28 protein-coding genes and 1 tRNA gene are annotated in these 26,611 nt (G+C 60.3%); 22 read left to right on the top strand and 7 right to left on the bottom strand.

The annotated features are described in order from the left end of the window. Positions 1-12: 12 nt before the first annotated feature. Positions 13-1,341 carry a nicotinate phosphoribosyltransferase gene (locus tag MHK05_RS03770; RefSeq protein ID WP_324291865.1) on the bottom strand — a complete coding sequence of 443 codons (1,329 nt, stop codon included), beginning with the start codon at positions 1,339-1,341 and terminating at the stop codon, positions 13-15. 122 nt (positions 1,342-1,463) lie between these two features. On the opposite strand from MHK05_RS03770, the gene clpS reads away from it, so the two are divergent. The 8 genes from clpS (at position 1,464) to rdgB (ending at position 6,883) form a co-directional block, all read left to right on the top strand. Continuing rightward, entirely contained in the window at positions 1,464-1,790 is a 327-nt protein-coding gene (gene clpS / locus MHK05_RS03775) for an ATP-dependent Clp protease adapter ClpS (protein ID WP_023020860.1), read from the top strand. 4 nt (positions 1,791-1,794) lie between these two features. After that, complete coding sequence (locus MHK05_RS03780; protein WP_239204919.1) at positions 1,795-2,331, top strand: DUF2017 domain-containing protein; 537 nt, start codon at positions 1,795-1,797, stop codon at positions 2,329-2,331. Next, positions 2,331-3,257, top strand: a complete 927-nt coding sequence (locus tag MHK05_RS03785; RefSeq protein WP_239204921.1) for a P1 family peptidase — start codon at positions 2,331-2,333, stop codon at positions 3,255-3,257. The genes MHK05_RS03780 and MHK05_RS03785 overlap by 1 nt, the downstream gene beginning before the upstream one ends. Positions 3,258-3,270: 13 nt before the next feature. Beyond that, complete coding sequence (locus MHK05_RS03790) at positions 3,271-3,924, top strand: rhomboid family intramembrane serine protease (RefSeq protein ID WP_023020863.1); 654 nt, start codon at positions 3,271-3,273, stop codon at positions 3,922-3,924. Beyond that, positions 3,924-4,703, top strand: coding sequence for a glutamate racemase (gene murI, locus MHK05_RS03795; protein ID WP_023020864.1), 780 nt, complete (start codon positions 3,924-3,926; stop codon positions 4,701-4,703). Before MHK05_RS03790 ends, murI begins: the two co-directional genes overlap by 1 nt. A 72-nt stretch (positions 4,704-4,775) precedes the next feature. Continuing rightward, positions 4,776-5,537 (top strand): MBL fold metallo-hydrolase, encoded by a 762-nt coding sequence (locus tag MHK05_RS03800; protein WP_023020865.1) that lies wholly within the window; start codon positions 4,776-4,778, stop codon positions 5,535-5,537. Positions 5,538-5,552: 15 nt separating this feature from the next. Then, the gene (gene rph / locus MHK05_RS03805) at positions 5,553-6,281 is read left to right on the top strand and encodes a ribonuclease PH (RefSeq protein WP_005323955.1); all 729 of its coding nucleotides are present in this window, start codon (positions 5,553-5,555) and stop codon (positions 6,279-6,281) included. Then, complete coding sequence (rdgB, locus tag MHK05_RS03810; protein ID WP_023020866.1) at positions 6,275-6,883, top strand: RdgB/HAM1 family non-canonical purine NTP pyrophosphatase; 609 nt, start codon at positions 6,275-6,277, stop codon at positions 6,881-6,883. Before rph ends, rdgB begins: the two co-directional genes overlap by 7 nt. Here rdgB and MHK05_RS03815 read toward each other — a convergent pair. Further along, positions 6,880-7,224, bottom strand: coding sequence for a DUF3817 domain-containing protein (locus tag MHK05_RS03815; RefSeq protein ID WP_023020867.1), 345 nt, complete (start codon positions 7,222-7,224; stop codon positions 6,880-6,882). The genes rdgB and MHK05_RS03815 overlap by 4 nt on opposite strands. 2 nt (positions 7,225-7,226) lie before the next feature. After that, the gene (locus tag MHK05_RS03820) at positions 7,227-7,649 is read right to left on the bottom strand and encodes a hypothetical protein (RefSeq protein ID WP_239204923.1); all 423 of its coding nucleotides are present in this window, start codon (positions 7,647-7,649) and stop codon (positions 7,227-7,229) included. Positions 7,650-7,739: 90 nt separating this feature from the next. On the opposite strand from MHK05_RS03820, the gene MHK05_RS03825 reads away from it, so the two are divergent. After that, positions 7,740-7,824, top strand: a tRNA-Leu gene (locus tag MHK05_RS03825). A gap of 74 nt (positions 7,825-7,898) precedes the next feature. Next, on the top strand, positions 7,899-8,489 hold the full coding sequence (locus MHK05_RS03830; RefSeq protein WP_239204925.1) for a hypothetical protein: 591 nt from the start codon (positions 7,899-7,901) through the stop codon (positions 8,487-8,489). Here the strand turns inward: MHK05_RS03830 and pbuX are convergent, their stop codons facing one another. Next, entirely contained in the window at positions 8,490-10,400 is a 1,911-nt protein-coding gene (gene pbuX, locus MHK05_RS03835) for a PbuX/PucJ/PucK family nucleobase permease (protein WP_239204927.1), read from the bottom strand. A 314-nt stretch (positions 10,401-10,714) separates the two neighbouring features. Here pbuX and pflB point away from each other — a divergent pair, with 314 nt between their 5' ends. From pflB to MHK05_RS03855, 5 genes are read left to right on the top strand one after another with little or no spacing between them, the layout of a single operon-like run. Further along, the gene (gene pflB, locus MHK05_RS03840; protein ID WP_239270266.1) at positions 10,715-12,802 is read left to right on the top strand and encodes a formate C-acetyltransferase; all 2,088 of its coding nucleotides are present in this window, start codon (positions 10,715-10,717) and stop codon (positions 12,800-12,802) included. A 40-nt stretch (positions 12,803-12,842) separates the two neighbouring features. Further along, entirely contained in the window at positions 12,843-13,094 is a 252-nt protein-coding gene (gene grcA2 / locus MHK05_RS11825; RefSeq protein ID WP_005323969.1) for an autonomous glycyl radical cofactor GrcA2, read from the top strand. 2 nt (positions 13,095-13,096) lie between these two features. Then, complete coding sequence (gene pflA, locus MHK05_RS03845) at positions 13,097-13,966, top strand: pyruvate formate-lyase-activating protein (RefSeq protein WP_049360991.1); 870 nt, start codon at positions 13,097-13,099, stop codon at positions 13,964-13,966. An 11-nt stretch (positions 13,967-13,977) separates the two neighbouring features. Continuing rightward, positions 13,978-15,216, top strand: a complete 1,239-nt coding sequence (locus MHK05_RS03850; RefSeq protein WP_239204929.1) for an alpha/beta fold hydrolase — start codon at positions 13,978-13,980, stop codon at positions 15,214-15,216. Between the two features lie 59 nt (positions 15,217-15,275). Further along, positions 15,276-16,424: an SPFH domain-containing protein gene (locus MHK05_RS03855; protein WP_200288698.1), complete on the top strand. Its 1,149-nt coding sequence runs from the start codon at positions 15,276-15,278 to the stop codon at positions 16,422-16,424. A gap of 131 nt (positions 16,425-16,555) precedes the next feature. On the opposite strand, the gene MHK05_RS03860 is transcribed toward MHK05_RS03855, so the two are convergent. Further along, positions 16,556-17,986, bottom strand: coding sequence for a peptide MFS transporter (locus tag MHK05_RS03860; protein ID WP_239204931.1), 1,431 nt, complete (start codon positions 17,984-17,986; stop codon positions 16,556-16,558). 43 nt (positions 17,987-18,029) lie between these two features. Here MHK05_RS03860 and bioA point away from each other — a divergent pair, with 43 nt between their 5' ends. Further along, positions 18,030-19,301 (top strand): adenosylmethionine--8-amino-7-oxononanoate transaminase, encoded by a 1,272-nt coding sequence (gene bioA / locus MHK05_RS03865; protein WP_239204933.1) that lies wholly within the window; start codon positions 18,030-18,032, stop codon positions 19,299-19,301. Continuing rightward, on the top strand, positions 19,298-19,957 hold the full coding sequence (gene bioD / locus MHK05_RS03870) for a dethiobiotin synthase (RefSeq protein WP_239204935.1): 660 nt from the start codon (positions 19,298-19,300) through the stop codon (positions 19,955-19,957). The genes bioA and bioD overlap by 4 nt, the downstream gene beginning before the upstream one ends. 21 nt (positions 19,958-19,978) lie before the next feature. Here bioD and MHK05_RS03875 read toward each other — a convergent pair whose 3' ends face one another. Continuing rightward, entirely contained in the window at positions 19,979-20,965 is a 987-nt protein-coding gene (locus MHK05_RS03875; protein ID WP_023020878.1) for an HNH endonuclease signature motif containing protein, read from the bottom strand. Between the two features lie 258 nt (positions 20,966-21,223). Continuing rightward, positions 21,224-21,691, bottom strand: a complete 468-nt coding sequence (bcp, locus tag MHK05_RS03880; protein ID WP_150851338.1) for a thioredoxin-dependent thiol peroxidase — start codon at positions 21,689-21,691, stop codon at positions 21,224-21,226. 96 nt (positions 21,692-21,787) lie between these two features. Here bcp and MHK05_RS03885 point away from each other — a divergent pair, with 96 nt between their 5' ends. From MHK05_RS03885 to MHK05_RS03905, 5 genes are all read left to right on the top strand, one after another. Continuing rightward, positions 21,788-22,066 carry a DUF3618 domain-containing protein gene (locus MHK05_RS03885; RefSeq protein ID WP_005323988.1) on the top strand — a complete coding sequence of 93 codons (279 nt, stop codon included), beginning with the start codon at positions 21,788-21,790 and terminating at the stop codon, positions 22,064-22,066. A gap of 58 nt (positions 22,067-22,124) precedes the next feature. Next, entirely contained in the window at positions 22,125-23,402 is a 1,278-nt protein-coding gene (locus MHK05_RS03890) for a glutaminase (RefSeq protein ID WP_239204937.1), read from the top strand. A 90-nt stretch (positions 23,403-23,492) separates the two neighbouring features. Next, the gene (locus MHK05_RS03895) at positions 23,493-24,656 is read left to right on the top strand and encodes an ABC transporter substrate-binding protein (RefSeq protein WP_239204939.1); all 1,164 of its coding nucleotides are present in this window, start codon (positions 23,493-23,495) and stop codon (positions 24,654-24,656) included. After that, positions 24,656-25,711 (top strand): FecCD family ABC transporter permease, encoded by a 1,056-nt coding sequence (locus MHK05_RS03900; RefSeq protein WP_023027896.1) that lies wholly within the window; start codon positions 24,656-24,658, stop codon positions 25,709-25,711. The genes MHK05_RS03895 and MHK05_RS03900 overlap by 1 nt, the downstream gene beginning before the upstream one ends. Beyond that, positions 25,702-26,463, top strand: coding sequence for an ABC transporter ATP-binding protein (locus tag MHK05_RS03905; RefSeq protein ID WP_239204941.1), 762 nt, complete (start codon positions 25,702-25,704; stop codon positions 26,461-26,463). The genes MHK05_RS03900 and MHK05_RS03905 overlap by 10 nt, the downstream gene beginning before the upstream one ends. Positions 26,464-26,611 lie beyond the last annotated feature (148 nt).

Genomic DNA, 26,611 nt, shown 5'->3' on the forward strand with positions numbered 1-26,611 from the left:
CAGTCTAGCGGTCTACTTTTTAAACCCCACCATCCGCGTAGGCACGGCCGCTTCATCGCGGGAGAGCGCTAGGCCTTCCCACGGCAGGGTCTTGCGGGCTTGGTTCAAATATTCCCGGGAGGCATGCAGATCCGGCAGGTCGTCAACGATGTGTCCATCGCGCATGAGCGGAATGGTCATCTCGTGGGTGTCGAGCTGACCGGTATCCGGCGCTGGTGCGTCAAAGGGGTAAACGATTTCCTCCACGGCCACGCCAGAGGAACGGTAGGTGCGCAGCGCGCGCTTGGCACCGCCGACGGACTGCTTGGAAGTAGAGCGCTTGGCCACTGGGATGCCGTCTACTTCTACGACCTTGTAGACCATGCCGGCGGTGGGTGCGCCAGCCCCGGTTGCCACAGACGTACCGACGCCGTAGACGTCTACCGGATCGCCGCGCAGGCCGGCGATAGCGAACTCGTCGAGGTCGGAAGAGACCACGATATTGGTGTTGTGGTTGCCCAAATCATCCAGCTGTTTGCGCACGCGGCGGGTAACGGCGCCCAAGTCACCGGAATCTATGCGGACCCCACCTAGCTGCGGGCCACCTACTTTCACTGCGGTTTCTACGCCCTTGGTGATGTCATAGGTATCTACGAGCAGCGTGGTGTCCACGCCTAGGGTGTCGATCTGGGAGCGGAAGGCGGCCTCTTCGTTCGGAGTGCCATCCGGGTTCGTGTGCGCCAAAGTCCAGGAGTGGGCCGCGGTACCGGAGACAGGGATGCCGTAGCGGTAGCCCGCCTCCAAATTGGAGGTGGCTTCGAAGCCAGCCAGGTAGGCTGCGCGGGCGGCGGTTACCGCCGCATACTCGTGGGTGCGGCGCGAACCCATCTCGATAATCGGGCGGCCATCGGCAGCCGTGACCATGCGGGAGGCGGCCGAGGCCACCGCGGAATCGGCATTCATGATGGACAAAATAACGGTCTCCAAAATGAGGCACTCTCCAAAGGTGCCGCGCACCGTCAAGATGGGGGAGTTGGGGAAATAGAGTTCACCCTCGCGGTAGCCGTCAATCTGCCCAGAAAAGCGGTAGTGACGCAGGTATTCCTTGGTTTTCTCATCCAGGAAGTCCATCTCTGCCAATTGATTGGCTGAAAAGCGGAAATCCTCCACCGCCCGCAGGACCCGCTCGGTGCCGGCAACCACGCCGTAGCGGCGCTCATTGGGCAGACGGCGGCCGAATACCTCGCAGGTGACCTGGCGGTTTGCCGAGCCGTCTCGCAGCGCGGCCTGGAGCATAGTGAGCTCGTATTTATCCGTCAGTAAAGCGGTGGAGCGATCATTAGGAATAGCTTTGTCATTCACGTGAGTGATAATACCCACTGACTAGGTGTTTTTCAGAGGTTTAGATTCTTTGGACCTAGATTGTCCGCAGCTAGATCGGGCTGGCCCACAATAAATCCCCAAAAGTGGTTAGGCTAGAAAGCATGAAGGCGCAATTTCCCGTAGTCCGCATGAGCTCTCCTATGGCTACGCCCGAATTGGACGAAGAAATCGACGTAGATGTGGCCACGAGCGAGAACCTCCCGTGGATGTGCATCGTGTGGGATGACCCAGTCAACCTCATGAGCTACGTGTCCTATGTATTCCAAACGGTTTTGGGATACGACAAGAAGCGGGCCAATGAACTTATGATGCAGGTCCATACTGAGGGCAAGGCCGCCGTGTCCAGCGGCGAGCGCGACAAGATTGAAGCGGACGTGAAAAAGCTCCAGATCGCTGGTCTGTGGGCGACGATGCAGCAGGCAGGTTAACTAGATGCAACCGTGGAAGAAAAAGAAGTCCCTTATGCGCGCGCCAAAAATTACGGCTGTCTTCGAGCCGATGGAGCGCGAGGTTTTGGGAGATCTCACCGCTACCGTCTCTGAGGCCATCATCGGGCGCGCCCAGTCCGCACCTAAGGATGAGCTAGCAGAGATGCTGGATATGCCTACTGGGCATACGGAAGCCCCAGAAGATCCTTCACTGGCCCGCCTCTTTCCAGACTTTGAAATGCCCGGCGATGAGGAATACGAAGGCGATGCTTCTTTGCTGCGTTCGCTGCACGAAAATGACATTGCGCGCGCCAAATTGGAAAACCTCCAGGTGATCGGCACGGCTCTCGGCCCCACCGGTGGGGTAGAGGTCAGCATTAATGAGCAGGAGGCCCACGCCTTCGTTGCCGGCCTAAACGATCTGCGCCTCTACGTTGCGGCGGGCGATGTTTCTGATGACAACCTGATGTTGGACCGCGATAGCCTGGTGGAATGGCTTGCCTTTTGCCAGGATTCGCTACTTCAGGTGCTGATGGATTAATGCTGGGCGGCATTAGCATCGGGCATTTTAGCGGCACCGATACCGGCGTCACGGTGCTCTATTGCGGGCCGGGCGGCGCGCTCGGCAGCGTCGACGTGCGCGGTGGCGGACCAGGCACCCGGGAAACGGATCTCTTGCAGCCACATAATACGGTCGAGCGGGTTCACGCAGTGGTGTTGTCGGGCGGCTCCGCCTTTGGCTTGGCAGCCGCGGACGGCGTGATGAATGAGCTGGCAGAGCAGGGGATTGGCTTCCCGGTCTTTGGCGAGGAAAAACCCGGTCCGCGTGTGCCCATCGTTCCCGGTGCCGTCATTTTTGACCTCTTGGTCGGGCCTTCCCGACCCGGGCCGGAAGAGGGCGCGGCCGCGCTCCGAGCCGCGCTGGCGGGCAATGATGAAACCATGGGCACGGTGGGAGCCGGCGTGGGTGCTACCGCCGGCAAGCTGCGGGGTGGCTTCGGCCTAGCTACGCGCCGGGTAGGAAATTACGAGGTTAGCGCCGCGATGGTCGCCAACCCTGTGGGTGAGGTCATCGATCCGCAGTCCGGCCGGCTCTACGGTGCGCCAGGGAGCACCGCGGTCAATGCTGCTGCCTACCGCGCCTTGCCACATCCAGCGGAGTCCAAGCTCAATACCACCATCGGTGCCGTGCTTACCGACGCCCCCATTAACACTGCCCAAGCCCAGCGCTTGGCCATGACTGCCCACGATGGCATCGCCCGCGCGGTGCGTCCTGCGCATTCACCGCTAGATGGTGACACCATCTTCGCCTTATCCACCGCGCAGCGCCCGGCCGAACTCAGCACGCAGATAATGACCCAGATTTGCGCCGCTGCCGCCGATGCCGTGGAGGAAGCGATTGTCAACGCGGTTACCGCCGCCGAGCCTGGCTTGGGCTTGAGCGTGTACCGCGATCTGCTGGACTAAGATAAGGCGCATTATGACTTCAGGTGGAACATTTAACTACCGGCCGGCGCCCGCGGGCCAGGTCAATCGTGGCGATTCCAAAAACTACACTCGCAGCGGGCGCATCACCACCGGATTTTCTATAGCTTTTGGCTTCCTCGTGGTGGAGTGGGCGGTCCACATTATTAACGCGTTCCTTTTTGGCGGCCAGCTATCCAATTACGGCATTCGCCCGCTGGACTTCAACGGCATCTGGGGCATTTTTACCGCCCCACTGCTGCATGCAAACTTTGAGCACCTCATGTCCAATTCGGTGCCCGGCGCCATTTTCTGCTTCCTTATCGGCCTGTCCGGCCGCAAGGCTTGGTGGGAAGTTACCCTGATTACCACTCTGGTCGCAGGCCTTGGCACGTGGTTCATTGGTGGCCCCGGTACCTCCCACATCGGGGCGTCCAGTTTGGTCTATGGCTGGCTGGCATATCTGATTGTGCGCGGTATCTTCAATCGATCGCTCATCCAGACCATTTTGGGCATTGTTCTCGGCTTTGCCTATTCCGGCTTGGTGTGGGGCGTGCTGCCCGTCTACGAGGGAGTGAGCTGGCAAGGCCACCTTTTCGGCGCCATCGGCGGCATTCTAGCCGGCATGACCATTACCTCGGACGATCCGGTTAAGGCAGTGAAGCGCTAATGCCTACCGCAACCTCTCCAATTGGCATCTTTGATTCCGGCGTGGGCGGGCTCACCGTGGCACGCGCAGTGATGGAACAGCTGCCGCAGGAATCTGTCATCTATACCGGCGATACTGCCCATAGCCCCTACGGACCGCGGCCTATCTCAGAAGTCCGCGCTTTTTCTCAGGACGTGGCGGATCGGCTGGTGGAACGTGGCTGCAAGATGCTGGTCATAGCCTGCAATACGGCCACCGCTGCCTTCTTGCATGATGCACGCGAGCGCTACGATATCCCCATTGTGGAGGTCATCCGCCCCGCGGTGCGCCGTGCCATGTCCACCACGCGCAACGGAAAAATCGGCGTCATCGGCACCGAGGGCACCATCAAATCCGGCGCCTATCAGGACCTTTTTGCGCTCAACCCGAAGGTGCAGGCATTTGCTACCGCCTGCCCGGATTTTGTTCCCTTTGTCGAGCGCGGTATTACCGCCGGCCGCCAGATCCTCGGCGTCGCTGAGGGCTACTTGGCCCCGCTCCAAGCACAAGGAGTAGACACGCTGGTCTTGGGCTGTACGCATTATCCGCTGTTGACCGGCATCATCCAGCTAGCTATGGGCGATAATGTCTCGCTGGTGACATCTTCGGAGGAAACCACCAAGGACGTTATGCGGATTCTCACGGAAACCGATATGTTGGCCCCTGCGGATACTCAGCCGGTCCACACCTTTGAATCGACCGGTGACCCGGAAGCCTTTGCCCGCCTTGCCACGCGCTTTCTCGGCCCGCGGATTGCATAAGTAGGTGCAAATTTCTCCCCCGTTTGCACGTTGAGTACGCATGCGGGGCGATTTCATGGAACTATTGAGCCCATGAAGCTGACCATCTTAGGCTGCTCCGGTAGCGTCCCCACCGCCCAGAACCCCGCCTCCGGCTATTTGCTGTCCTTCGATAATGCGCCGTCCATCGTCCTCGATATGGGCCCTGGCACCTTAGCGCAGCTGGAACAGCAGCAGGATCCTTGCGATGCGCACGTGGCTTTTAGTCACCTGCATGCCGATCACTGCCTGGATTTCCCCTCTCTGATGGTGTGGCGCCGCTTCCATCCCACGGCGCCCGCGGCCTCAAGAAATATGTGCTTCGGGCCGGAGGCTACGCCGACGCACCTGGGCCGCCTGTCTTCCGATGAGGTCGATGGCATCGATGACATGTCCGATACCTTCGCCTTTAGCGCATGGGAGCCGGGCGAGCGCCAGCTTGTCGACGATGTATATATCACTCCCTTCCCGGTCACCCACCCGGTAGAGGCCTATGCTTTGCGCGTGGAACATACTAAGACGGGCCAGACCATCACCTACTCCGGTGATTCTTCGTATACGCCCGCGCTTGTCGACGCCGCACGGGGCGCCGACATTTTCCTCTGTGAGGCAGCCTGGGGCGCGAGCTCGGAGGGGATGGCACCGGATATGCATATGTCGGGCGCGGAAGCTGGCAGGGCGGCGCGCGAGGCGGGCGTGGGCAAGCTCGTGCTCATCCACATCCAACCGTGGGGCGATGCCCAAGCTACCTTGGAGGCCGCTCGCTCCGAATTCGACGGTGAGATTATCCTCGGCGCCGCGGGTATGGAGTTCTAAGATACGCTGGACGGCATGACTGAATTTACTCGTGCCGATGGGCGCGCGCTGGACCAGATGCGCAGCGTCCGCATTACCCGCAATTTCACTACCAACCCTGCCGGCTCCGTGCTGGTGGAGTTTGGCAATACCCGCGTCATGTGCACCGCATCCGTGGAATATGGCGTGCCGCGCTTCAAGCGCGATTCCGGTGAAGGCTGGCTTACCGCCGAGTACGCCATGCTGCCTTCCGCCACCCACGATCGCATGCCGCGCGAATCCATGAAGGGCAAGGTCAAGGGCCGCACGCATGAAATTTCTCGCCTCGTCGGCCGCTCCCTGCGCGCCGCAGTGGACTTGGAGGAGCTAGGGGAGAACACCATTCAGCTCGATTGCGACGTCCTCCAGGCTGATGGCGGCACCCGCACTGCCTCTATCACCGGCGCCTATGTTGCGCTGGCTGACGCCATCGCGCACCTCAAAGCCGAGGGCGTCGTCCCCGGCGAGCCGCTACTTGATCCCATCGCTGCGGTCTCGGTAGGCATTATTGATGGTGAAATCTGCCTCGACTTGCCCTATGAGGAAGACTCCCGCGCCGAGGTCGACCTCAACGTAGTAATGCAGGAATCCGGCGACTTCGTTGAAATCCAGGGCACCGGTGAGCACGGTCTCTTTGGCCGAGAGGAGCTCAACGAGATGCTCGACGTAGCGCAGAAGGGCTGCCGCGAACTCATCGCCGCACAGAAGGCGGCGCTGGGGTGGTAATTCTCGTCGCATCTAATAACCCTAAGAAGCTCGGCGAGCTGGAACGGATTCTGGCTGATGCCGGCATCGAGGGCGTCGAGCTGCGCCCGCTTTCCGCCGTGGAACCTTATCCAGAACCGGTAGAAGATGGCCGCACTTTTGCCGATAATGCGCTCATCAAGGCCCGTGCTGGCGTGGCCGCTACCGGTTATGCCACCGTGGCGGATGATTCGGGCCTCGCTATCGAAGAGCTCAACGGCATGCCCGGCGTGCTTTCCGCCCGTTGGTCCGGCCAGCACGGCAATGACCAGGCCAATAATGACTTAGTCTTGGCGCAGATGGCCGATGTCCCTGATGAGCGCCGTGCCGCAGCCTTTGTCTCGGTCTGCGCGCTCGTCACGCCCGAAGGCGCAGAGCACGTGGCCGAGGGCCGCTGGGAAGGCCGCTTCTTGCGCGAGCCGCGCGGGGAAAACGGCTTTGGTTATGACCCGCTCTTCCAGCCGGAAGGCGAGTCCCGATCGGCTGCAGAGATGTCCCCAGAAGAAAAGAACGCGGTCTCGCATCGCGGCCGCGCTCTTAGTCAACTTGTCCCCGCCATCGCGGAGCTTGTTCACAACTCTTAGAGTTGGAACTCCTCCGTGATTTCCTTGCGGCGCTTGTGCTCCATCCAGAAGGACAGGAAGGGCACCACGCCCGCAAGGGCGGTGGTAAAGAGCTTGCCCACCGGCCACAGCGCGCGCGGGCCGAGGATGAGGATGGACAGCAGGTAGGTCATGTACGCGATGCCGTGCACGATCGCGATATAGGTGGCCCACTCGGGGATATCCATGCCAATGATGTACTGGCAGACCATGCGGATGACCAGGATGATCAAGAAGATACCGGTCACAGTGGCCGCGATGGAGAAAAACTTCAAGGGTCCGCGGATGCGGGCTTGGCGGGCGGGGTGAACTTTATTGGTCATAATCAGCTTTCTTCATTCTCGCCGCGCCGGCGGCGCGGGGTATTTATGGCGTTGAACGTTTCCACATCCATCTGGGGCCGCTGGGGCAAAAAATCCTCATCAATTTTGGTTTCTGCCTGCGGCTGTGTGGGAGCGTCGGCCGGGGCGGTTTTGTCTGTGTCATCCATGTCGCGGGCTTCTTCCTCGGCCGCGAGGCGCTCGTTTTCATAGCGCAGCGTGGTGCGATAGGCATAAACCACGAACACGGCAAACAGTGGCCACTGGAAGGCATAGCCCAGGTTTTGGAAGGTGCCCGAGCCGGAGCGGAAGCGGGTCCATTGCCAATAGGCCAGGAATAGGAAGAGCACGACGAAAAACGCGATGAGGAGGATGTGCCACCATCGCACCTGCACGCGCTTGTTTTTCTGTTCCTCTTGAGTGCTCACGCGTTCCACCCTACCCACCAGCGGCCGGAAAACAGAACACCCCTGGTTTCTGGATTACCCGCCCACCGTGTACACTATGTCAAGTCCCCCGCGCCCGTGGCGGAATTGGCAGACGCGCTAGATTTAGGTTCTAGTGTCTTATGACGTGTGAGTTCAAGTCTCACCGGGCGCACCATAGGCGCCGTCGACCCTCGTGGCCGGCGGCGTTTTCGCATATCACCGTCCGTATTTCACCCTAAGATGGGCATTATGAAAAAGCTGTTTTCCACCCTTATCGCTGTCATTCTCATCGCCGCCCTGGCGGTAGCTGCGGTGGTGGTGTGGCAAGTCCGGGAACCGGTGGACGTGGAGACCGAATCGAGCAATACCAAGGTCATCAAGGCCGTGGAGCGCGAGGAACAAGTGGTGCTCGTCTCCTTGGGGATTGAGGGATTATCGGAGGAGTCCGCCACCAGCACGCTGTGGAATTGGCAGGTCCCAGGCAGTGAGCGTACCCAATACATCAAGTACTCCTACCGCGCGAAGCTCGGCATTGAAGGATCCCGGGTGCACGTAGAAGAGGAATCCCCGCACCATTTCCGCGTGCAGGTCCCCGAGTTCATTTTCATTGGCCACTCGGATGAGAACTTCGAAACCGCGGTGGACGATAATGGCGCGCTGAGCTGGATTACCCCGGATATCGATAAAGCGGAAACCATCACCAAGATTCTGGATGAGGACAAAAAGAAAAAGGACATCGCGGATAATCGCGATGTCCTCCAAAGCCAGGCCAAGCAGTTCTACACCGGCATTATTTCCGGCGTGGACCCGGAGGCTGAGGTAGATTTTTCCTTCCGTTAGCTAGTCCACCTCGGTGAACTTGCGGTCCCAGGAAGAACGGACCGGGTTGGCATCGGCTAGCAAGATATCGAAGCGGTCGTTGGCAATCTCTACGATCTCACCCAGCGCGGTGCGGTACTCCTGCTCTGGGGAGTTAGCCAGCCTGCGTACGCCGGCGTCAATGACGCGGTCAACGGTGTCATTGGTATCCAGATAAGCCACAAAGGGCATATCGAAGCGCTCGCGGTAGGCGGCGGAAAGCTCGGTAATGCGCTCGGTCTGCACATCATCCAAGTCGGTTAGCCCCAAGGAGCCGCGGTCGGCGGAGATGGTGGCGGCTTCGTCGGCGTCGGCAAGCAGCAGCTCATCCATGGCAGGGTAATCGTGGATGAGGGCAGCACGGCGGGAATCATCCGCGGTCAGCACGGCTACCTGAATGGCGGCGCGCAGCTCATTGACATCGCTGAAAGGCCGCGACTCCCACGCCAGTTCGAGCGGCCACGTCTCGTTATTGAACAGCGGGCGCAGCGCGGAGACGAATTCCTCGCGGGAGGCATTGTTGAGCTGCTGTAGGCTTACGCTCTTGCCGACGGCCCGAGACACCTGCGTGCCCTGCTTTCCCCCGGTGTGGAAGAACAGCAGGTTAAGCACGATGGCGGTAATGGCGCCGATGGACATGCCGGAGGAGACGAAGGTTTGCGCCCACTCCGGGAAGGCCGTGGCGATATCCGGCTTGAAGGTCACCAGCATGGCCAAGCCGAGCGCGGAAGTGACGATGACGGAATTGCGGCCATCGGAAAGATCGGCCTTGGCGATGGTCTGTAGGCCCACCCACGCTACGTTGGCGAAAAGCGCCAGGGAGGCGCCGCCAAGCACAGGGGAGGGGATGGCGGCCACGACCGCACCGGCCTTGGGCAAAATGCCCAATACCATCATGAATCCGGCGGCAGCCACGGCCACCCAGCGCGATTTCACGCTGGTCAGGCGGACCAGACCGACGTTTTGTGCAAAGCAGGTATACGGGAAGGAATTCATTACGCCGCCCACCAGGGTGGACAGGCCATCGGCGCGGATGGCGCGCACGACATCATCGCGGCGGATGCGCTTTTTGACAATCTCGCCGGTGGCAAAGACATCGCCAGTGGTCTCCACCATGGTGATGATCATGACAATGATGAGCGAGAAAATAGCCACCACGTCGAACTTTGGCATGCCGAAGTAGAACGGGGTGGTGATACCGAGAGCGGGGGCGGAGGAGACTTCGCTAAAGGAGGCGTCGCCTAGCACGAGCGCCACGCCCGTACCCAAGACTAGGCCGATGAGCACGGCCAGGGTGCCTAGGAAGCCAGAGGAAAAACGCTGCACCAAAACGATGACCGCGAGCGTGCCAAAACCGTAGAGCAGGTCACGGGTGGCTGGAACTCCCTCGGCGTAATTGACAAAGTCATTGGCCGAAACCCCCAATAGTGAAGTGCCCATCACCAGCAGGACCGAACCGGTGACCACCGGCGGGAAGAAACGCAGCACTTTGCCAAAGACCGGCGCCGCGAAGAAAGTAAACAGGCCGGCGACGATGATGGCGCCATAAATGGTCGGCAGCGAGGCCACCCCGCCTTCGCCGTCGGTTGCGCCCAGGCCAATGGCAATAATCGGGGAGACGGCCGTTGTGGTTACGCCCTGCACGATGGGCAGGCGCACGCCAATGCGCTTGCCGACGCCCATGGACTGAATGATCGTTGCTATGCCACAGGTCAAAAGGTCCGCATTGATGAGGTGGATGGTGGTTTCCGCATCCAGGTTAAGCGAGCCGGCGATGAGCAGCGGAACGATAACCGCCCCGGCATAAAAGGCCAGTACGTGCTGCACGCCTAAGGCAGCTAATTTGGGGGCGGGTGGGACGGTATCTACTGGATGCTTGGGCTGGGAAGCCACGAAGTCCTCCTTTGTGCGGAAGCGAAGCTGAACGGGTTTAACAGTAGAGGTTCGTGCAGGTAGCGGCCAAAAAATCGGGGTGATGAGGAACACGTTCGGGGCTAGTTCACCCCCGATCTAAGACGTACGTGCGTTCTGCATGAAATCACTAACCAGCGAAACAACACGACCGGTTTATTTTTAGCCTTTCCAACGTCTGCTGAACTTGTTATTACCGCTGATGTAGTCAACAATTGAGGCCAGAGGGGCTTGGTGCTGTGGCTCGAAAAAGCGGCATTTACCCCTGATAGAAATTCGCCCGAAAGAAGGGAATTATGACTACCGCAACGCAGCCTCAACAGTTTGAAGCGTGGAAGGGATTTGAGTCCGGTCCATGGACCGAGGGCATCAACGTCCGCGACTTCATTCAGCGTAACTACACGCCGTACGACGGCGATTCCAGCTTCCTGGCGGGCCCGACCGAAAAGACCAAGCGCGTCTGGGAGACCCTGGAGAAGAACTACCTGTCCGTCGAGCGCGAAAAGCGCGTCTACGATGTTGACACCCACACCCCGACCGACATTGACGCTTTCCCGGCCGGCTACATCTCAGAGGACGACGACGTCATCGTCGGTCTGCAGACCGATACCCCGCTGAAGCGCGCCATGATGCCGTTCGGTGGCTGGCGCATGGTCAAGCAGGCCATCGGCGAAGCAGGCAAGGAAGTCGACCCTGAGGTGGAGAAGATCTTCACCCGTTACCGCAAGACCCACAACGATGCGGTCTTCGATATCTACACCCCGCGCATCCGTGCTGCTCGTTCATCACACATCATCACCGGCCTGCCGGATGCTTATGGCCGTGGCCGCATCATCGGTGACTACCGCCGCGTGGCTCTCTACGGTGTGGACTACCTGATCGAGGAAAAGCAGGCTTCCCGCGATTCTGTCGCAGACGCTGGCTTCTCTGAGCACTGGGCACGCTTCCGCGAGGAGCACTCCGAGCAGATCAAGGCCCTGAAGAAGCTCAAGAAGATGGCTGAGTCCTACGGCTTCGACATCTCCAAGCCGGCTAAGACCGCTCACGAGGCAGTACAGTGGACCTACTTCGGCTACCTGGCATCCATTAAGTCCCAGGATGGCGCCGCAATGTCCATTGGCCGCCTGTCCGCCTTCTTCGATTGCTACTTCGAGCGCGACCTCGCCGCTGGCATCATCACCGAGGAAGACGCCCAGGAAATCATCGACTCCCTGGTTCTCAAGCTGCGCATCGTCCGCTTCCTGCGCACCATCGACTATGACCAGATCTTCTCCGGCGACCCGTACTGGGCAACCTGGTCTGATGCTGGCTTCGGCAACGACGGCCGCCACATGGTCACCAAGACCTCCTTCCGTCTGCTGCAGACCCTGGTAAACCTTGGCCCCTCACCAGAGCCAAATATCACCATTTTCTGGGATCCAAAGCTGCCAGAGGGCTACAAGGAATTCTGTGCCCACATCTCGATTGAGACCTCCTCCATCCAGTACGAGTCTGACCGCCAGATTCGTGAGCAGTGGGGCGACGACGCCGCAATTGCCTGCTGTGTTTCCCCGATGGAAGTGGGCAAGCAGATGCAGTTCTTCGGCGCTCGTGTGAACGCCGCTAAGGCTCTGCTTTACGCCATCAACGGTGGCCGCGATGAGGTAACCGGCAAGCAGGTCGTAGAAGGCTACGAGCCCATCAAGGGCGATGGCCCGCTGGACTTCGATGAAGTTTGGCAGAAGTACGAAGAGATGCTGGACTGGGTTGTTGGCACCTATGTTGAGGCCCTCAACATCATCCACTACTCTCACGACAAGTACGCCTACGAGGCAGTCGAGATGGCGCTGCACGATTCCAATATCGTACGCTCCATGGGCTGCGGCATCGCCGGCCTGTCCATCGTCGCCGACTCCCTGGCTGCTATCAAGTACGCCAAGGTCACCCCGGTCCGTGACGAGACCGGCCTGATTACGGACTACGTCACCGAGGGCGAGTTCCCGTTCTATGGCAACGATGATGACCGCGCCGATGACATCGCCGCAACCATCGTCCACACCGTGATGGAAAAGATTAAGGCCATCCCGATGTACCGCAACGCCATCCCAACCCAGTCCGTGCTGACCATTACCTCGAACGTGGTCTACGGCAAGGCAACAGGCGCCTTCCCGTCGGGCCACAAGGCCGGCACGCCGTTCTCCCCAGGCGCAAACCCTGAAAACGGTGCCGACAGCCACGGCATGGTTGCTTCCATGCTGTCCGTTGGCAAGCTGGATTACAAGGACGCCTTGGACGGCATCTCGCTGACCAACACCATTACTCCTTCCGGATTGGGCCGCACCCCAGAAGAGCGCATCAATAACTTGGTGGGCGTTCTGGATGCCGGCTTCATCATGGAGAAGTAAAAACCACTCAACCCTCAACCATCTCGAAAAGGAGAAAATCATGGCAACCCCAACTTTCGAAGACCGCATGTCAGCAATGAAGGCAAACCGCGATGCACACCAGATGAACTCTGGTCTGTACCACGCCAACATCAACGTGCTGGACAAGTCCACCCTCGAGGACGCCGTTGAGCACCCAGAGAAGTACCCGAACCTCACCGTTCGCGTCTCTGGCTACGCTGTTAACTTTGTCAAGCTGACCAAGGAGCAGCAGCTCGACGTTATCTCCCGCACCTTCCACCAGGGTTCTTAATCATGGCTGATGGCGTTACTGGTGTTGTCACCCTCTCTCCGGAAGAAGGAGAGCGTGTCCGCGGCGTAGCTGCGGGCCTGGGAGATAATGCACAACTCGATGACATTACCCGCCCGGAGCTCATGGAGGCGCGCCGTACCGGCGATATCGCCCTCGTGCACTCTTGGGAGCTCGTGACCGCCGTCGATGGCCCGGGAACCCGCATGACGATGTTCATGTCCGGATGCCCACTGCGCTGCCAGTACTGCCATAATCCAGACACCTGGGAGATGAAGACCGGCACACTGGAGCGGGTCGAGGATGTGGTCAAGCGCATCAAGCGTTATAAGCCCATCTTCCAAGCTTCCGGTGGCGGTCTGACCATCTCCGGTGGCGAACCCCTCTTCCAGATTTCCTTCACGCGCCGCGTGCTTAAGGAAGTCCACGATGCGGGTATTCACACCACCATCGATACGGCTGGGTACTTGGGCGCGCGCTTGCGCGACGAGGACCTAGACAATATCGACCTCGTGCTTCTCGACGTCAAGTCGGGCGACGAGGAAACTTACCGCAAGGTCACCCAACGCCAGCTCCAGCCAACACTGGATTTCGGCGACAGGTTGAACAAGATAGGTAAGCCGGTATGGATCCGCTTCGTAGTGGTGCCTGACCTCACGGACTCGCCAGAGAACGTGGAAAATGTGGCCAATATCGTGGCTCGATGGAAATCTAACGTCGAACGCGTCGAGGTCTTGCCCTTCCACAATATGGGCAAGGACAAGTGGGAAGGCCTAGATATGACCTACCAGTTGGCAGACACGAAGCCGCCAAAGCCGGAGGACGTGGAGAAAATCCGCGACGTCTTCCGCTCGAAGGGCTTGGAAGTCTACTAGCCTGGGAGGGCATGACCGACTACCGCCGCTTTGGCCACACAATTAAAGAGCACCACCTAGAAGTCCCGTGGGATTATTCCAATCCCCACGGGACTTTTGGGCTTTATGCCCGCGAAATCATCCCGCCCGGCGGAGAGGGCCTGCCCGCGTTGCTTTACCTCCAGGGCGGGCCTGGTTTCCCAGCACCCCGGCCGCTGACACCCACGGGGCTTATTGGCAAGGCACTGGAGCGGTACCGCGTGATCCTCATGGACCAGCGCGGCACCGGCCGATCGCACCGCATCGATGCATTGAGCCCGGCCGCGGAGCGCACCGCAGCGCACTTGGCGTTGCTGCGCCAAGATAATATCGTCCGCGACGCCGAGCGTTTGCGCGAGCACCTCGGCCTGGAGAAGTGGTCACTTTTTGGCCAATCTTTCGGTGGCTTCTGCATTACCGCCTACCTATCCCAGGCGCCCGAGCACATTGAGCATGCATTTTTCACCGGCGGCATCCCCACGCTGAAGGGGGCAGACGATCTCTACCGCGCCACTTTTAGCAAGCTCAAGGCCCGCCAGCAGCGTTTCTACCGCGAATTCCCGTGGGCCCAGGACAGCATTGAGGAGATCATCTCCCACTTGGACAATTCGGATGAGCGCCTTCCCACCGGAGAGCGTCTGTCCTCGCTGCGGTTTCGCACCATCGGTATTGAGCTCGGCCGCGGCACCGGTTTTGATTCGCTGGCTTATCTGCTGGAAGAGCCTTTCCGCACCGTGGCAGGGGAGAAGCGGCTGCGCGGCGATTTCTTGGTGGACGTCGGCCAGCGCGTGAGCTTTGCAGACGGCCCACTCTATGCCGCCATCCATGAATCCATCTATGGTGGCGCCGGGGGCCAGGCCGCTACTAATTGGGCGGCGCACCGCGTGCGCGAGGAATTCCCGGAGTTTGCGGAGTCTGGCACGTGGTTGACCGGCGAGCACATCTTCCCCTGGCAGTTCGACGAGGACCCGGCCTTGCACGCGTTTGCCGACGCCGCCCATGGCCTCGCCCGCCACGAATTCTCCCCGCCCTATGCGCTCGGTGAGGTGCCGACCACGGCCGCGGCCATGTATGTCGATGATATTTTCGTTCCGCTCGAAGAATCCTTGGCTACCGCCGCCCACCTGGGGGACCTGCGGCCGTGGATTAGCAACGAGTTCCAGCACAACGGCATTCGCGAAGACGGTGCGACCATCCTGGGCAGGCTTTTTGCGCTTATCGACGATCACTAGCGTTTCGCTATTTGCTATGCGAAAATATTGGTGATTGTCACGACATTTAGGGAGATATTTTGATCGCCACCATAGTTATAGTCCTCATCCTGTTGCTTATCTTGGGAACCCTCTTTGATGGCTATTTCATCGTTCGCACTCGCGAAGCTGCCATCTTGGAGCGCTTGGGTAAATTCCAAAAGGTGGCGCATGCTGGCCTGCACTTCAAGATGCCGTGGGTAGACCGCGTACGCGATAAAATTTCGCTGCAGGTGCGCCAGCTGGATGTGATGGTGGAGACCAAGACCAAGGACAATGTCTTCGTCCAGATCCCTGTGGCCGTGCAATACGAGGTAGTTGAAGGCCGAGAGCGCGAGGCATATTACATGCTCTCCAACCACGAACAGCAGATTGTGGCCTACGTGCAGGATAATGTTCGTTCCTCCGTGGCGAATATGGACTTGGATGATTCCTTCTCCTCCAAGGACACCATTGCTCGCAATGTTGCGGCTTCCCTGCGCGATAATATGGCCGAGTACGGCTGGAACTTTGTCAACACCCTGGTTACCGATATCCGCCCCGATTCCCGCGTGCGCGAGTCCATGAACTCCATTAACGCGGCGCAGCGTGAGCGCGAAGCGGCCGTCGCCCAAGCAGAGGCCGAGAAGATCCGCGTGGTCAAAGAGGCCGAGGGTGCCGCCGAAGCAAAGAAGCTGCAGGGACGCGGCGTTGCGGACCAGCGCAAGGAAATCGTCGAGGGCATTGCCCAGCAATACGAAATGCTTCGCGACGCCGGCGTGGAAGAATCCCCCGAGGCGCTCATGCTGGTCTCTCAATACCTTGACGCGATGGTCGATGTCTCCCACAACGGCCAGGCCTCTGTGCTGTACATGCCCTCCAACCCGCAGGGCATGGGTGACCTCTTCAGCGGCATGCGCGACGTGCTCATGGCCAACCGCGCCCTCGACTCCGCCGAGGGGGCGCCTCAGCACCGCCGCCCGCAGCCGCACAAGCCATCCCGCGCCGAGGAAATCGAGCGCGAGTCCAAGCGTCAGGCAGAGCGTGCCAAGCGCGAAGCCATCGCTGCCTCCCAGCGTGCTGAGCAGGAGCGCTCCGAGCAAAATCGCGGTGAGCAACAGGCGCAGCAGGGCCAGCACTCCACCGCGCAGCCCCAGGCTGCCCGCGAGTACTTCCAGCAGCTGCGCGACCAACTCAAAAACGAGGACTAGCCCTGAGCATCGATAACCTCTTTGACGCCTATACCGCCCAGCGCGGTATTACCCGCCGCGCAGAAGTTGTACCCGACCACGAGTGTCAGATTTTCCCCGCCGAGACCAAGGCTGCCTCACAAGTCGATGCCTTAAACGCTGCCCGAAGCCTCGTTCACGACGCCCTTTCTGCCGACCAAGAGCATGAGTCCCAGCGCGACGGGGACAATTCCGACAACAAGTAAGTAGGTCCGCTCCGCACCCGCCGAGGAAGGGTCATACAGCGTCGACAGCGTTCCCGCTAGCGAGGTTCCAATGGCCATGGTGAGGAAATACAGCGCGGAAAAGCGCGTCGCGTACGCTCGCGGCGCGTGCGCGGCCGATGCCGCCATACCCACCGGCCCGATAAATAGCTCGCCGAGCGACATCAACAAGATGGTCACGGCCAACACCACAAATGGCGTTGAATTTTCTCCGCCCCCGACGAATGGCAACAGCACAAACATTCCGGAACCTGCCACCATGATGCCTACGGCCATCAGCACACGCCGCGAGCATGCCCACCGAGACATGCTCGCCGCCAGCGGTAGGGACAATGCCAGGATGAACAGTGGATTGAGCGATTGCGTCCATGCCGCCGGAATCTCAAACCCGCCGACCATGCGGTCTACACGTTGATCCGAGTACACGGCTAGCACCCCGTAAATCTGCGGCTGGAGAGTCCAGTAGGCCGTCGAGCAGAAAAAGAGCGGGATATACGCCAGAACCTGCTTCCGCTCCGGCACGCTGACCCGCGGGGATCGCAGCATGCTGGCGAAGAGAGCGAGGGCGGCCGCGATCGTCGCAAAGAGCAAAAGCATGGCGAGCTTGTCTGGTGGGACCGTCACCGCGACCGCGACGCTGCCCACTACAGCCACCACAGCTACCGCCGCGGCCTTGCCTGGCGCGGCAGTAGGGTTGGGAGGCCGGGTATCGAACTCCGTGACTACCCGCTGGCGCAATAACCCGTAGAAGACACACCCGCAGCACATGAGGCCTGCGGCTGCGAGGAAACCGGCATGGTAGCCGTGCTTTTGTGCCAGCCAGCCCGTGAGCATCGGTCCGAGTAAAGCGCCGATATTTATCCCCAGGTAAAAGATTTGAAAAGCCCCATCCCGTGCGCCGGCTGTGGGAGGAAAAGCCGCGCCCAGAATGGTAATTGCCGCCGTTTTAAGCAGCCCTGAACCCAGCGCAAGCGGCAACAGTCCGGCCACGAGGCCCGCCATACCAGGCACCAAGGACAGCGAAAGGTGCCCGCACATGAGCAGACTCGCGCCGGTAAGCAACGTGCGTTCGGCACCTAGGAGCCGGTCGCTGACCCACCCGCCAACGAACGTGCACAGGTAGAGCAGACTGCCGTAGGCACCGACGAGCGCCGTGGCCTGCGCCTGGTCCATGCCGAGTCCGCCGGAGGTGGAATAGAGATAGTAGGCGAGGATGGCCTGCATGCCGTAGAAGCTAAAGCGCTCCCACATTTCAATTCCGGCGATTGCTGGCAAAGCCACCGGTAAACGCCGAATTGAACGATGTTTAATAATTGTCATAAAAGCACTATAACGGCCGAAAGTCTGTGATAAACCTAAAATCATGGATATTTCAGCGGAGGACATTGCCGCTCTCGACGCACGCCACATTTGGCATCCCTACGCCGAGCCAGGCGAGCCCACGCTTGTGGTGGACTCGGCCGCCGGCGTTTATTTAACACTCGCGGATGGCACCACGCTTATCGACGCCATGTCTTCCTGGTGGGCCGCCGCCCACGGCCACAGTCACCCACGGCTCAAGGCGGCAGCGAACGAACAAATCGAGAGGGTGAGCCACGTCATGTTCGGCGGACTCACCCACGAACCGGCTGCGCGGCTTACTCGTAACCTCATGGAATTAACGCGTGGTGATTTTGAGCAGGTCTTTTATTCCGATTCCGGATCTGTATCGGTAGAAGTAGCCATCAAAATGGCACTGCAGTATGCCCGTGGCGCAGGGCACCCAGAGCGCACCAAGATGCTGACATGGCGATCGGGGTATCACGGCGATACCTTCGCGGCGATGAGTGTGTGCGATCCCGAAGGCGGCATGCACTCGATGTGGACCGGTACCTTAGCTCAGCAGATTTTCGCCCCGGCGCCGCCCACTCGCGGGGCTAGCCCGGCCGAGCGCGCGAACTATCTGCGCGAGCTGGAAGCGTGCATCACGGAAGAAGTTGCGGGGCTAATTATTGAACCTGTAGTCCAAGGTGCGGGTGGCATGCGCTTTCACGACCACGAGCTGGTCCGCGGGGCCCGAGAAATCTGCGACCGCCACGGTATCGTGCTGATCGCGGACGAAATCGCCACCGGGTTCGGGCGAACCGGCGAACTTTTTGCCACCCAAGCCGCTGGCGTTGTGCCAGATATCATGTGCGTTGGCAAGGCGATGACCGGCGGTTTTATGACCATGGCTGCCACGCTCGCCACCGCGAAGGTGGCCGTGGGGATGCGTCCGCGCGCGCTAATGCACGGACCAACATTTATGGCTAATCCACTCGCTTGTGCCGTTTCGGCCGAGGCAACTGCGCTCATTTTGGAGGGCAATTGGCGTGAGCAGGTAGCCGGCATCGAAAAGCAGCTGCAACGAGGGTTTGAGGGCCTGTCCGAGGAACCTGGGGTAGCCGACGTGCGCGTACTTGGCGCCATAGGTGTGGTGGAAATGGAATGCGATGTAAATATGTCCGCAGCGACGGCCGCAGCCGTAGCCCAAGGTGTGTGGTTACGTCCGTTCGGCCGGTTGATTTATATCATGCCGCCGTTTATCAGCACCGCAGATGAAATAGCGCAAATGTGCCGCGGCGTGCGCGCTGCGGTGGCAGGAGGACGACAGTGATAATTTACGTGACGGGGACGAATACTGACGTCGGTAAGACTGTGGCCACGGCCGCGCTCGCCAGCGCGTTCAAGCAGCGCGGCCGCGAGGTGGTCTACGCTAAGCCACTGCAGACGGGAGAGCCGGAAGGCAAGGGGGATGCGGCGACTGTCGGCAAGCTTGCGGGGGTGGAGATAGCAGAGATGGTGCGCTTTCCGGAGCCGCTGGCGCCGAATCTTTCTGCGCGCCGGGCCGGCATGGGCCAACCCAGCCTGCAGGAACTTAAAGAATGGATTGCCGCCCTTGACGCACCCGGCCGTGTGGTGCTCGTGGAAGGCGCCGGCGGGCTCCTCGTGCGTTTAACGGACGCCTATACGCTTGCCGACGTCGCCGATAAGCTCCTCATCGTCACCTCCCTTAACCTAGGAAGCCTCAACGCGGCCGAGCTGACCGTGCGCGAGGCACAACGCCGTGGAATTGAGGTGCTCGGGCTAGTTGGCGGCTCGCTGCCGGCCGATCCGGACTTGGCTACGCGCCTGAACCTGGAGGAGATGCCGGAGGTGACAGGCTGTACGTTTTGGGGCAGCCTGCCGGAGGGCATGGCGCGCATGGCACCGGCCGAATTCGCTCGGGTAGCCGCGGAAGTCTACGCGGACTTTGTCGAGCACGCCGAGTAGCGCTACCTCGCAGAGGCAGCGCTAGCGGACCCAACGAACCTTGCCATTGACTCGGGCAAGGCGCCCACGCAGCGGCGGGGCATTCGGATCATCTTGGTTGACCCCGTTGTGATACGGGCAGCACACCGTGAGGTTGTCCATATTGGTCAGTCCTCCGTGCTTCCAAGCCTTCAGGTGATGGATCTGGGCCTTGTCCGCAGGGTGGTTGCACGGCGGCCACGGGCAGGTAGGGTTTTCGGCCGCGGCCATCTGCCGCTGTTTCTCGGTGGCGTAGCGCGAGGTGCGATACAGGTTGACGGGGCCTTTAACGGGATGGATAAGGGTGGCTAGTCCGTGCTCGGTGAAGGTGCGCTCGACCAACTCGGCGCCGGTAATCGTGGCGCCATTAGTCAGCCGCAGGGTGACTTCTTCACCGTCGCCGTCCAAGATGCGGTCCAGCGCGTTGAGCGGGATGATGACGTTGGTTGTGGTGCGCGCCGAAGGCGCACCCGTGCCGCGAAGGAGATCGCGCAGGGAATCGAGTGGGCGCGCGGGGTCGAGCGCGGCGTCAAACTCCGCGAGGAAGGCCGAGGGGGCGGTAATCCGCATGGTCCAGGGGCCATTCGGGCGGCGAAGGAGCTGGACCCCTTCGCGGGGCGGCGTGCGGCGCGGGCGGAGGTCGCGCAGGCGTTGCTTGGCGCGGCGGGCGATTTCAGAGGCGGGGCCTCGCAGGCGGCACAGCTCTACCCGCAAGTTCCACGCATCGCGCTGTGTGCGCACGCGGGAGACATATTTTTCAATCAGCTTGAGCGTTATGAGGTCATGGTGGCGAGCGGCCGTGGTGGCGTGGCGTTGCTTCCGGCTGAAGCGGGTTGGGCCGTAATAAACTGCGGCAAGCGCGCGGAGGTTGCGAGCTTCTACATCTGGTAGACCCAGCTCGATGAGGGCGCGCTCAGACAGGCCGCGGGCCTCGGCGAGGATATCCATCGCCGAGGCTATGTGGGAGGCATAAGCCTTCAGTGCGCTCATGGCCGCAACTCTAAACAGGACCGGCAGTAGAACCGAGTCGTAGACGGCCGCAGCTGTGGATAGCTTGTTTAAGTGTCAACTGCCTGCGGTGGGCGGAAGTGGCACAAAGGCGCGAAACGAGCGCGCTTTAGATCGCTACCACCGTGCTAGAAAGGCCCCCGGATCGCGCGCAGTTGCGCAATTGCACCGTACGGCCAGGCTGTGGATAAGGAGACCGGCCCGGTCAATGCGTTCGTCACTGCGCTGGACGACGCCGCGCTAGTTTAGGCCCTTCATCACGCGGGCGACGTGGCCGGTGGCCTTGACATTGTAGTGCGTCTGGCCGATGGTGCCGTCCGGCTCGACCAAGAAGGTGGAGCGGATAACGCCCTGGACAACCTTGCCGTAATTCTTCTTTTCCCCAAACGCGCCGTAGGCGGTCATGACGGACTTATCCGGATCCGACAGGAGCGGGAAGTTCAGCTCATGGTCCGCGCGGAATTTTGCCAGCGCCTCTGGCTTATCGGGCGAGATGCCTACGACGGCAATATTGAGATCATTGAGCTGCTCCAAGGAATCACGGAAATCGCAGGCCTCCTTGGTGCAGCCCGGGGTATTGGCGCGGGGGTAGAAATAGACGAGTACGCGTTGGCCTGCGTAATCGGCGAGGGAAACGGTGTTTCCGGCGTCGTCGGCAAGCGCAAAGGCAGGGGCGGTATCTCCAACGTTCAATCGGTTTTCAGTCATGGTTCCCACCATACTTACCGGCCGGGCTGCACGCTTTTGCACCGGCGGGGTAGAATGAGCCCGTTAAGAGCGAACCTAAGTTAAGAGGAGAACTTCGTGGCACGCAATATTGAAGACATTCAACGCGATATCGAGCGCACTCGCCGCCAGCTGGCCGGCACCCTGGACGAGCTTGCGCAGCGCAGCAAGCCGCAGAACTTTGCCAACGAGGCCAAGACCGCGGCTACCGATAAGCTGCAGGACCGCAACGTGCAGATGGCCCTTGGCGGCGTCGGCGCCGCTGTGGTTGGACTAATTGCTTTCTCAGTCTTCCGCTCTCGCCGCCGCAAGAGCGACTTGAAGGAGCTGCAGCGCCTGCTGTCCGAGCGCCACTAATTACTAATTAAGGAAGTCCCCGCACACCGCGGGGACTTTTTTCGTAGGCTGGGTTGGGATGAAGACACCAATCCCTTTTTATTTGCAGGAAATCCTCAATAAAGTGCGCGATAATCGCGACGGCACCGTGGCGGATTATATTCCGGAGTTGGCTAAGGCGGAGCCCGAGTACCTCGGCGCCGCGATGTGCACCACCACCGGCCACGTATATTCTGCGGGCGATGATGAGGTGGAATTTACCCTGCAATCCCTGTCTAAACCGTTTGTTTACGCACTGGCGCTGCAGGAGCTCGGCCTTTCCGCGGTGCGTGAGATAGTGGGCATGGAGCCTTCGGGGGAGGCTTTCAATGAGCTTTCGCTCAACCGTGATGACCACCGGCCGGTCAACCCCATGATCAATGCGGGCGCGATTGCGGTCACGCAGTTGATTAATGGCGTGGATTCGGAGCCGGCCGCGCGCGTGGAGCGACTGCGCACCTATTTCTCCCGGTTGGCAGGCCGCGACTTGCTTATCGACGACGCCATGCGCTCCTCCGAGCTCGATGTCAGCGAACGCAACCTTTCGCTAGCGCACATGCTGCGCAATTACGACATCATCCAGGACGAAGCGCACGATGCGGTCTCGACGTATATCGAGCAGTGCTCGATTGTGGTGACGGTGCGGGACTTGGCAGTGATGTCGGCAACCTTGGCCAATGGTGGGGTGCAGCCGGTAACGGGAGACAAGATTTTGGATGCGGACGTGTGCCGATTGACGCTGTCGGTGATGAGCTCGGCCGGCATGTACGACGGCGCCGGCCGGTGGATGGCCGAGGTGGGAATCCCGGCGAAGTCGGGTGTTTCAGGTGGCCTCTTGGGTACTCTGCCTGGCCAGCTGGGTGTGGCGACGTTCTCGCCGCGGCTGAACAAGGAGGGCAACTCGGTGCGCGGGGTGGATGCGTTTAAGTTGTTGTCGAAGGATATGGGCCTGCACCTAATGTCTACGGATGAGCGCTATGGCGTGAACCCAGTGCGCAAGGTGGAGCAGGATGCCGAGCTGACCGTCATCTATCTGCAGGGCCTGATTAACTTCAACGCGGCCGAGACCATCTTGTACGAGCTGATGGAGTCGGATTTTGGCGAAGGCACGGTGGTGCTCGAGCTATCGCATATCACCGGTACGAACCGCATGGGCCGGCGCATGCTGAAAGAGGGGCTGCGCCGAATTCGCGAGTCCGGCTTCGATATTGCGATTGTGGATCCGGATGGAGAGTTGGAAAACCGCACCATGGCGGACGGAACTGAGGTGCCCAAGGGAGAGCCGGAAGACTACACGATCAACGGCGAACCCGTTTAGGTTTGGGTTACCTTACTTAGTCGGGTTAGGATGTCCTATGTAAGGCCCATCGCGGCTGCTGCGAGGGCATCCAACGACCAAGGACTAAAAATGGCTCATACTCCCCTTAAGGTGATGGCGGTTGTGGCGGCGTCGGCAATGGCGCTGGTCGGCTGCGGTGCGGCCGAGGAAGTAACCGGCGGAGCAAACGACGATGCTGCCTTCTCTTTTACTGATATCACCGGCCGTGACGTGGAACTGGATAAGGCTCCCGATCGCGTGATTTTGGGGGAGGGTCGATCGATTTTTGCCACCGGTGTACTCGACCCCGATAATCCACTGGACAAGGTCGTTGGCATCGGTACAGATCTCAAGCAGAACGTGCCGGATTACTACAAGGCGCTGGAAAAGGAACTGCCGTCCGTAAACGAGGTTCCAGAGATTGGCGGCTTTGCCAAGGGCGATGTGACCGTGGAAAAACTCGTGAGCCTAGACCCGGACCTCATTGTGCTCTCGCTGGATCAATACGATGCTTCCCGTGAAGCGGGACTGACCGACAAGATGGAGCAGGCCGGCCTGAAGTACGCGGTGACCGACTTCCGCCGCGACCCGCTGGAGAATACGCCTAAGACCATGGACATCTTCGGCGAGATCTTCGGCCAAGAGGAGCGCGCTGAGGAATTCAACGCGGACTGGCAAGAGACGGTGGATCTGGTTGAAGACCGCGCAGAGAAGGTAAAAGATAAACCAAAGACCTTCGTTTGGAGAGCAGCGGGTGTCTCCGATTGCTGCGGTTCGTGGAACGATTCCAATATCTCCCAGCTGGTCAACGCGGCCGGCGGCGAGAATATCGGCGATAAAGTCATTCCGGGCGAGTCCGGCACAATCACCCCGGAAAAGGTCCTGGAATCTGACCCGGATATGATCATCGCCACCGGTGGCGATTGGTCCGAGATGAAGGACGATGAAGGCCACCCTGTCGGATACGCTGCAGTGGGCTACGGCATTGATGAAAAGGAAGCCAAGGGCAGCATCGCGAAGCTGCCGGAGAAGCAGGCTGGCTTCGATAAGCTGCGTGCGGTTAAGGAGCACCACCTGCACAGCATGTGGCACCAGTTCTATGATTCGCCGTTTAACTACCTGGCACTGCTGCAGGTGGCGGAGTGGATCGACCCGGAGGCGTATGCCGATATGGACGTCGCCAAGCAGTGGATGGATGCGCAAGAAAAGTACTCGCCGGTCTCCGGCGAGGGAACCTTCTTTAGCACCAACTAATGCAGGGCGCAGAGGTAGCCGCCCTCGCGCGGCAACATAAGAAGTTAACCTGGCAACGCATCGGCATCGTTGCGGGCCTGACGCTGATTGCGGCCGTGGCCTTTATTATCAGCAACTTTGTGGGCGCGATTGATATCAGCCCGGCCGAGGTCATGAAGGGCATCGTGAATCCCGCGGGGCTGGATGACCAGACGCGCACGGTGCTGTGGCAGCTGCGCCTGCCCATGGCCGTGATGGCCGTGCTCATCGGCACGGCCCTGTCTTTGGCTGGCGCGGAGATGCAGACCATCCTCAATAACCCGCTGGCTGAGCCTTTTACCCTCGGCATTTCTGCGGCCGCTGCGTTTGGCGGCGCCACCTCCATCGTGCTCAAGTGGCAGCTGATTGCGCAGCCGCAGTTCAACCTGGCGCTGATGGCGTGGCTTGCTGCCGCGGTGGCTACGGCCATTATTGTTATCGCGGCCGTTATCCGCGGCGCGAAGGCGGAGACCATGGTGCTGTTGGGCATCGGCTTGGTGTTCTTCTTCCAAGCCATGCTGGCGCTCATCCAGTACCAGTCCTCGGCCGAAGCGCTGCAACAGATCGTCTTTTGGTCCATGGGCTCACTTACCCGCGCCAATTGGGCGGCCAACGGCGTACTGGCCGCCGTGCTGATTATCGCCCTGCCCATCCTATGGGCGCTGGGCTGGCGCCTTACTGCCTTGCGGCTTGGCGACGCCCGCGCTACCGCCATGGGAATCAATACCTCCCGTCTGCGCGTTGTAGTGCTCATCGTAGTTTCGCTCGTTGCGGCGACCACCGTGGCCTTCGCAGGCATCATCGGCTTCATTGGCTTGGTGGGCCCGCACATCGCCCGCATGCTGGTGGGCGAGGACCAGCGCTACTTCTTGCCGGCCTCCATGGCGGCGGGCGCGGCCGTGATGTGTGCCGCGCATGCGGTGAGTCTGATGATTAAGCCGGGCCTGGCTATTCCTATTGGCATTGTTACTTCGCTTCTGGGCGTGCCATTCTTCATTGCCATCGTTATGACCCGAAGGAGGGCCCTGTGGACGTAGAACTGACTATTTCCGGGCTGAGTGCGGCCTATGGCAAGCACCGCGTGCTGGAGTCTGTGGATGTGGAAAAACTCCACGGCGGGCAGCTGGTGGGATTGTTGGGGCCGAATGCCTCCGGCAAGACCACGCTCATTAAGTCCCTGGCCGGCGTGCACCGCGGTTGCGACGGAGACGTGGATTTCCGCGTCGATGGCACGGCCCCGCGCGGCAAGCGACGCCGCCAGCTTATCGGCTACGTGCCACAGGACCTTACGAGCACGGCCGCGCTGCGGGCCTTTGAAGCCGTGCTGATTTCCGCGCGCCGAGAGGCCTGCGAAGACCCGATTACACGCACGGGTGAGGTGCTGCACTCCTTGGGGCTGGACGCGATTGCTTCGCGCTACCTCAATGAGCTCTCTGGTGGCCAGCGTCAGCTTGTGGCGGTGGCACAGATGCTGGTGGGCAATCCAGGCCTCATGCTTCTCGACGAACCCACGTCCGCCCTCGACCTCCATCACCAGATCTTTGTCTTGGATGAGGTCCGTGCCAAAGCGCAGCGCGATGGCAGCCTGGGACTTGTGGCCATCCATGACATCAACCTGGCCGCGCGCATGTGTGACCAGCTGGTGGTGCTTAAAAAGGGTCATATTCGTGCTCAAGGTAGCCCTGCGGACGTTCTCACGGGGGAGCTCGTGGAAGGCGTGTATGGGGTAGAGGCGGACGTCGTCCAGCATGGCGGCGCTCCACTCATTGCCCCGTTGCGGGTGAGATAGCACAAGGCCGGGTAATCGCCCGGCCTATTTTTATTAGTTTTAGTGGTGAGCCATCAGGCATCTGGTTTCTTGGCGCCGTGAGCACATAAGTCATGTGCGGCGCGGTGACAAGGACTGGCTCATAAAAAGAAAAATCTCGAGGTGCCGT

Origin of the sequence: Corynebacterium nasorum, assembly GCF_022347325.1 — a bacterium.
GTDB classification, from domain to species: Bacteria; Actinomycetota; Actinomycetes; order Mycobacteriales; family Mycobacteriaceae; genus Corynebacterium; species Corynebacterium kefirresidentii.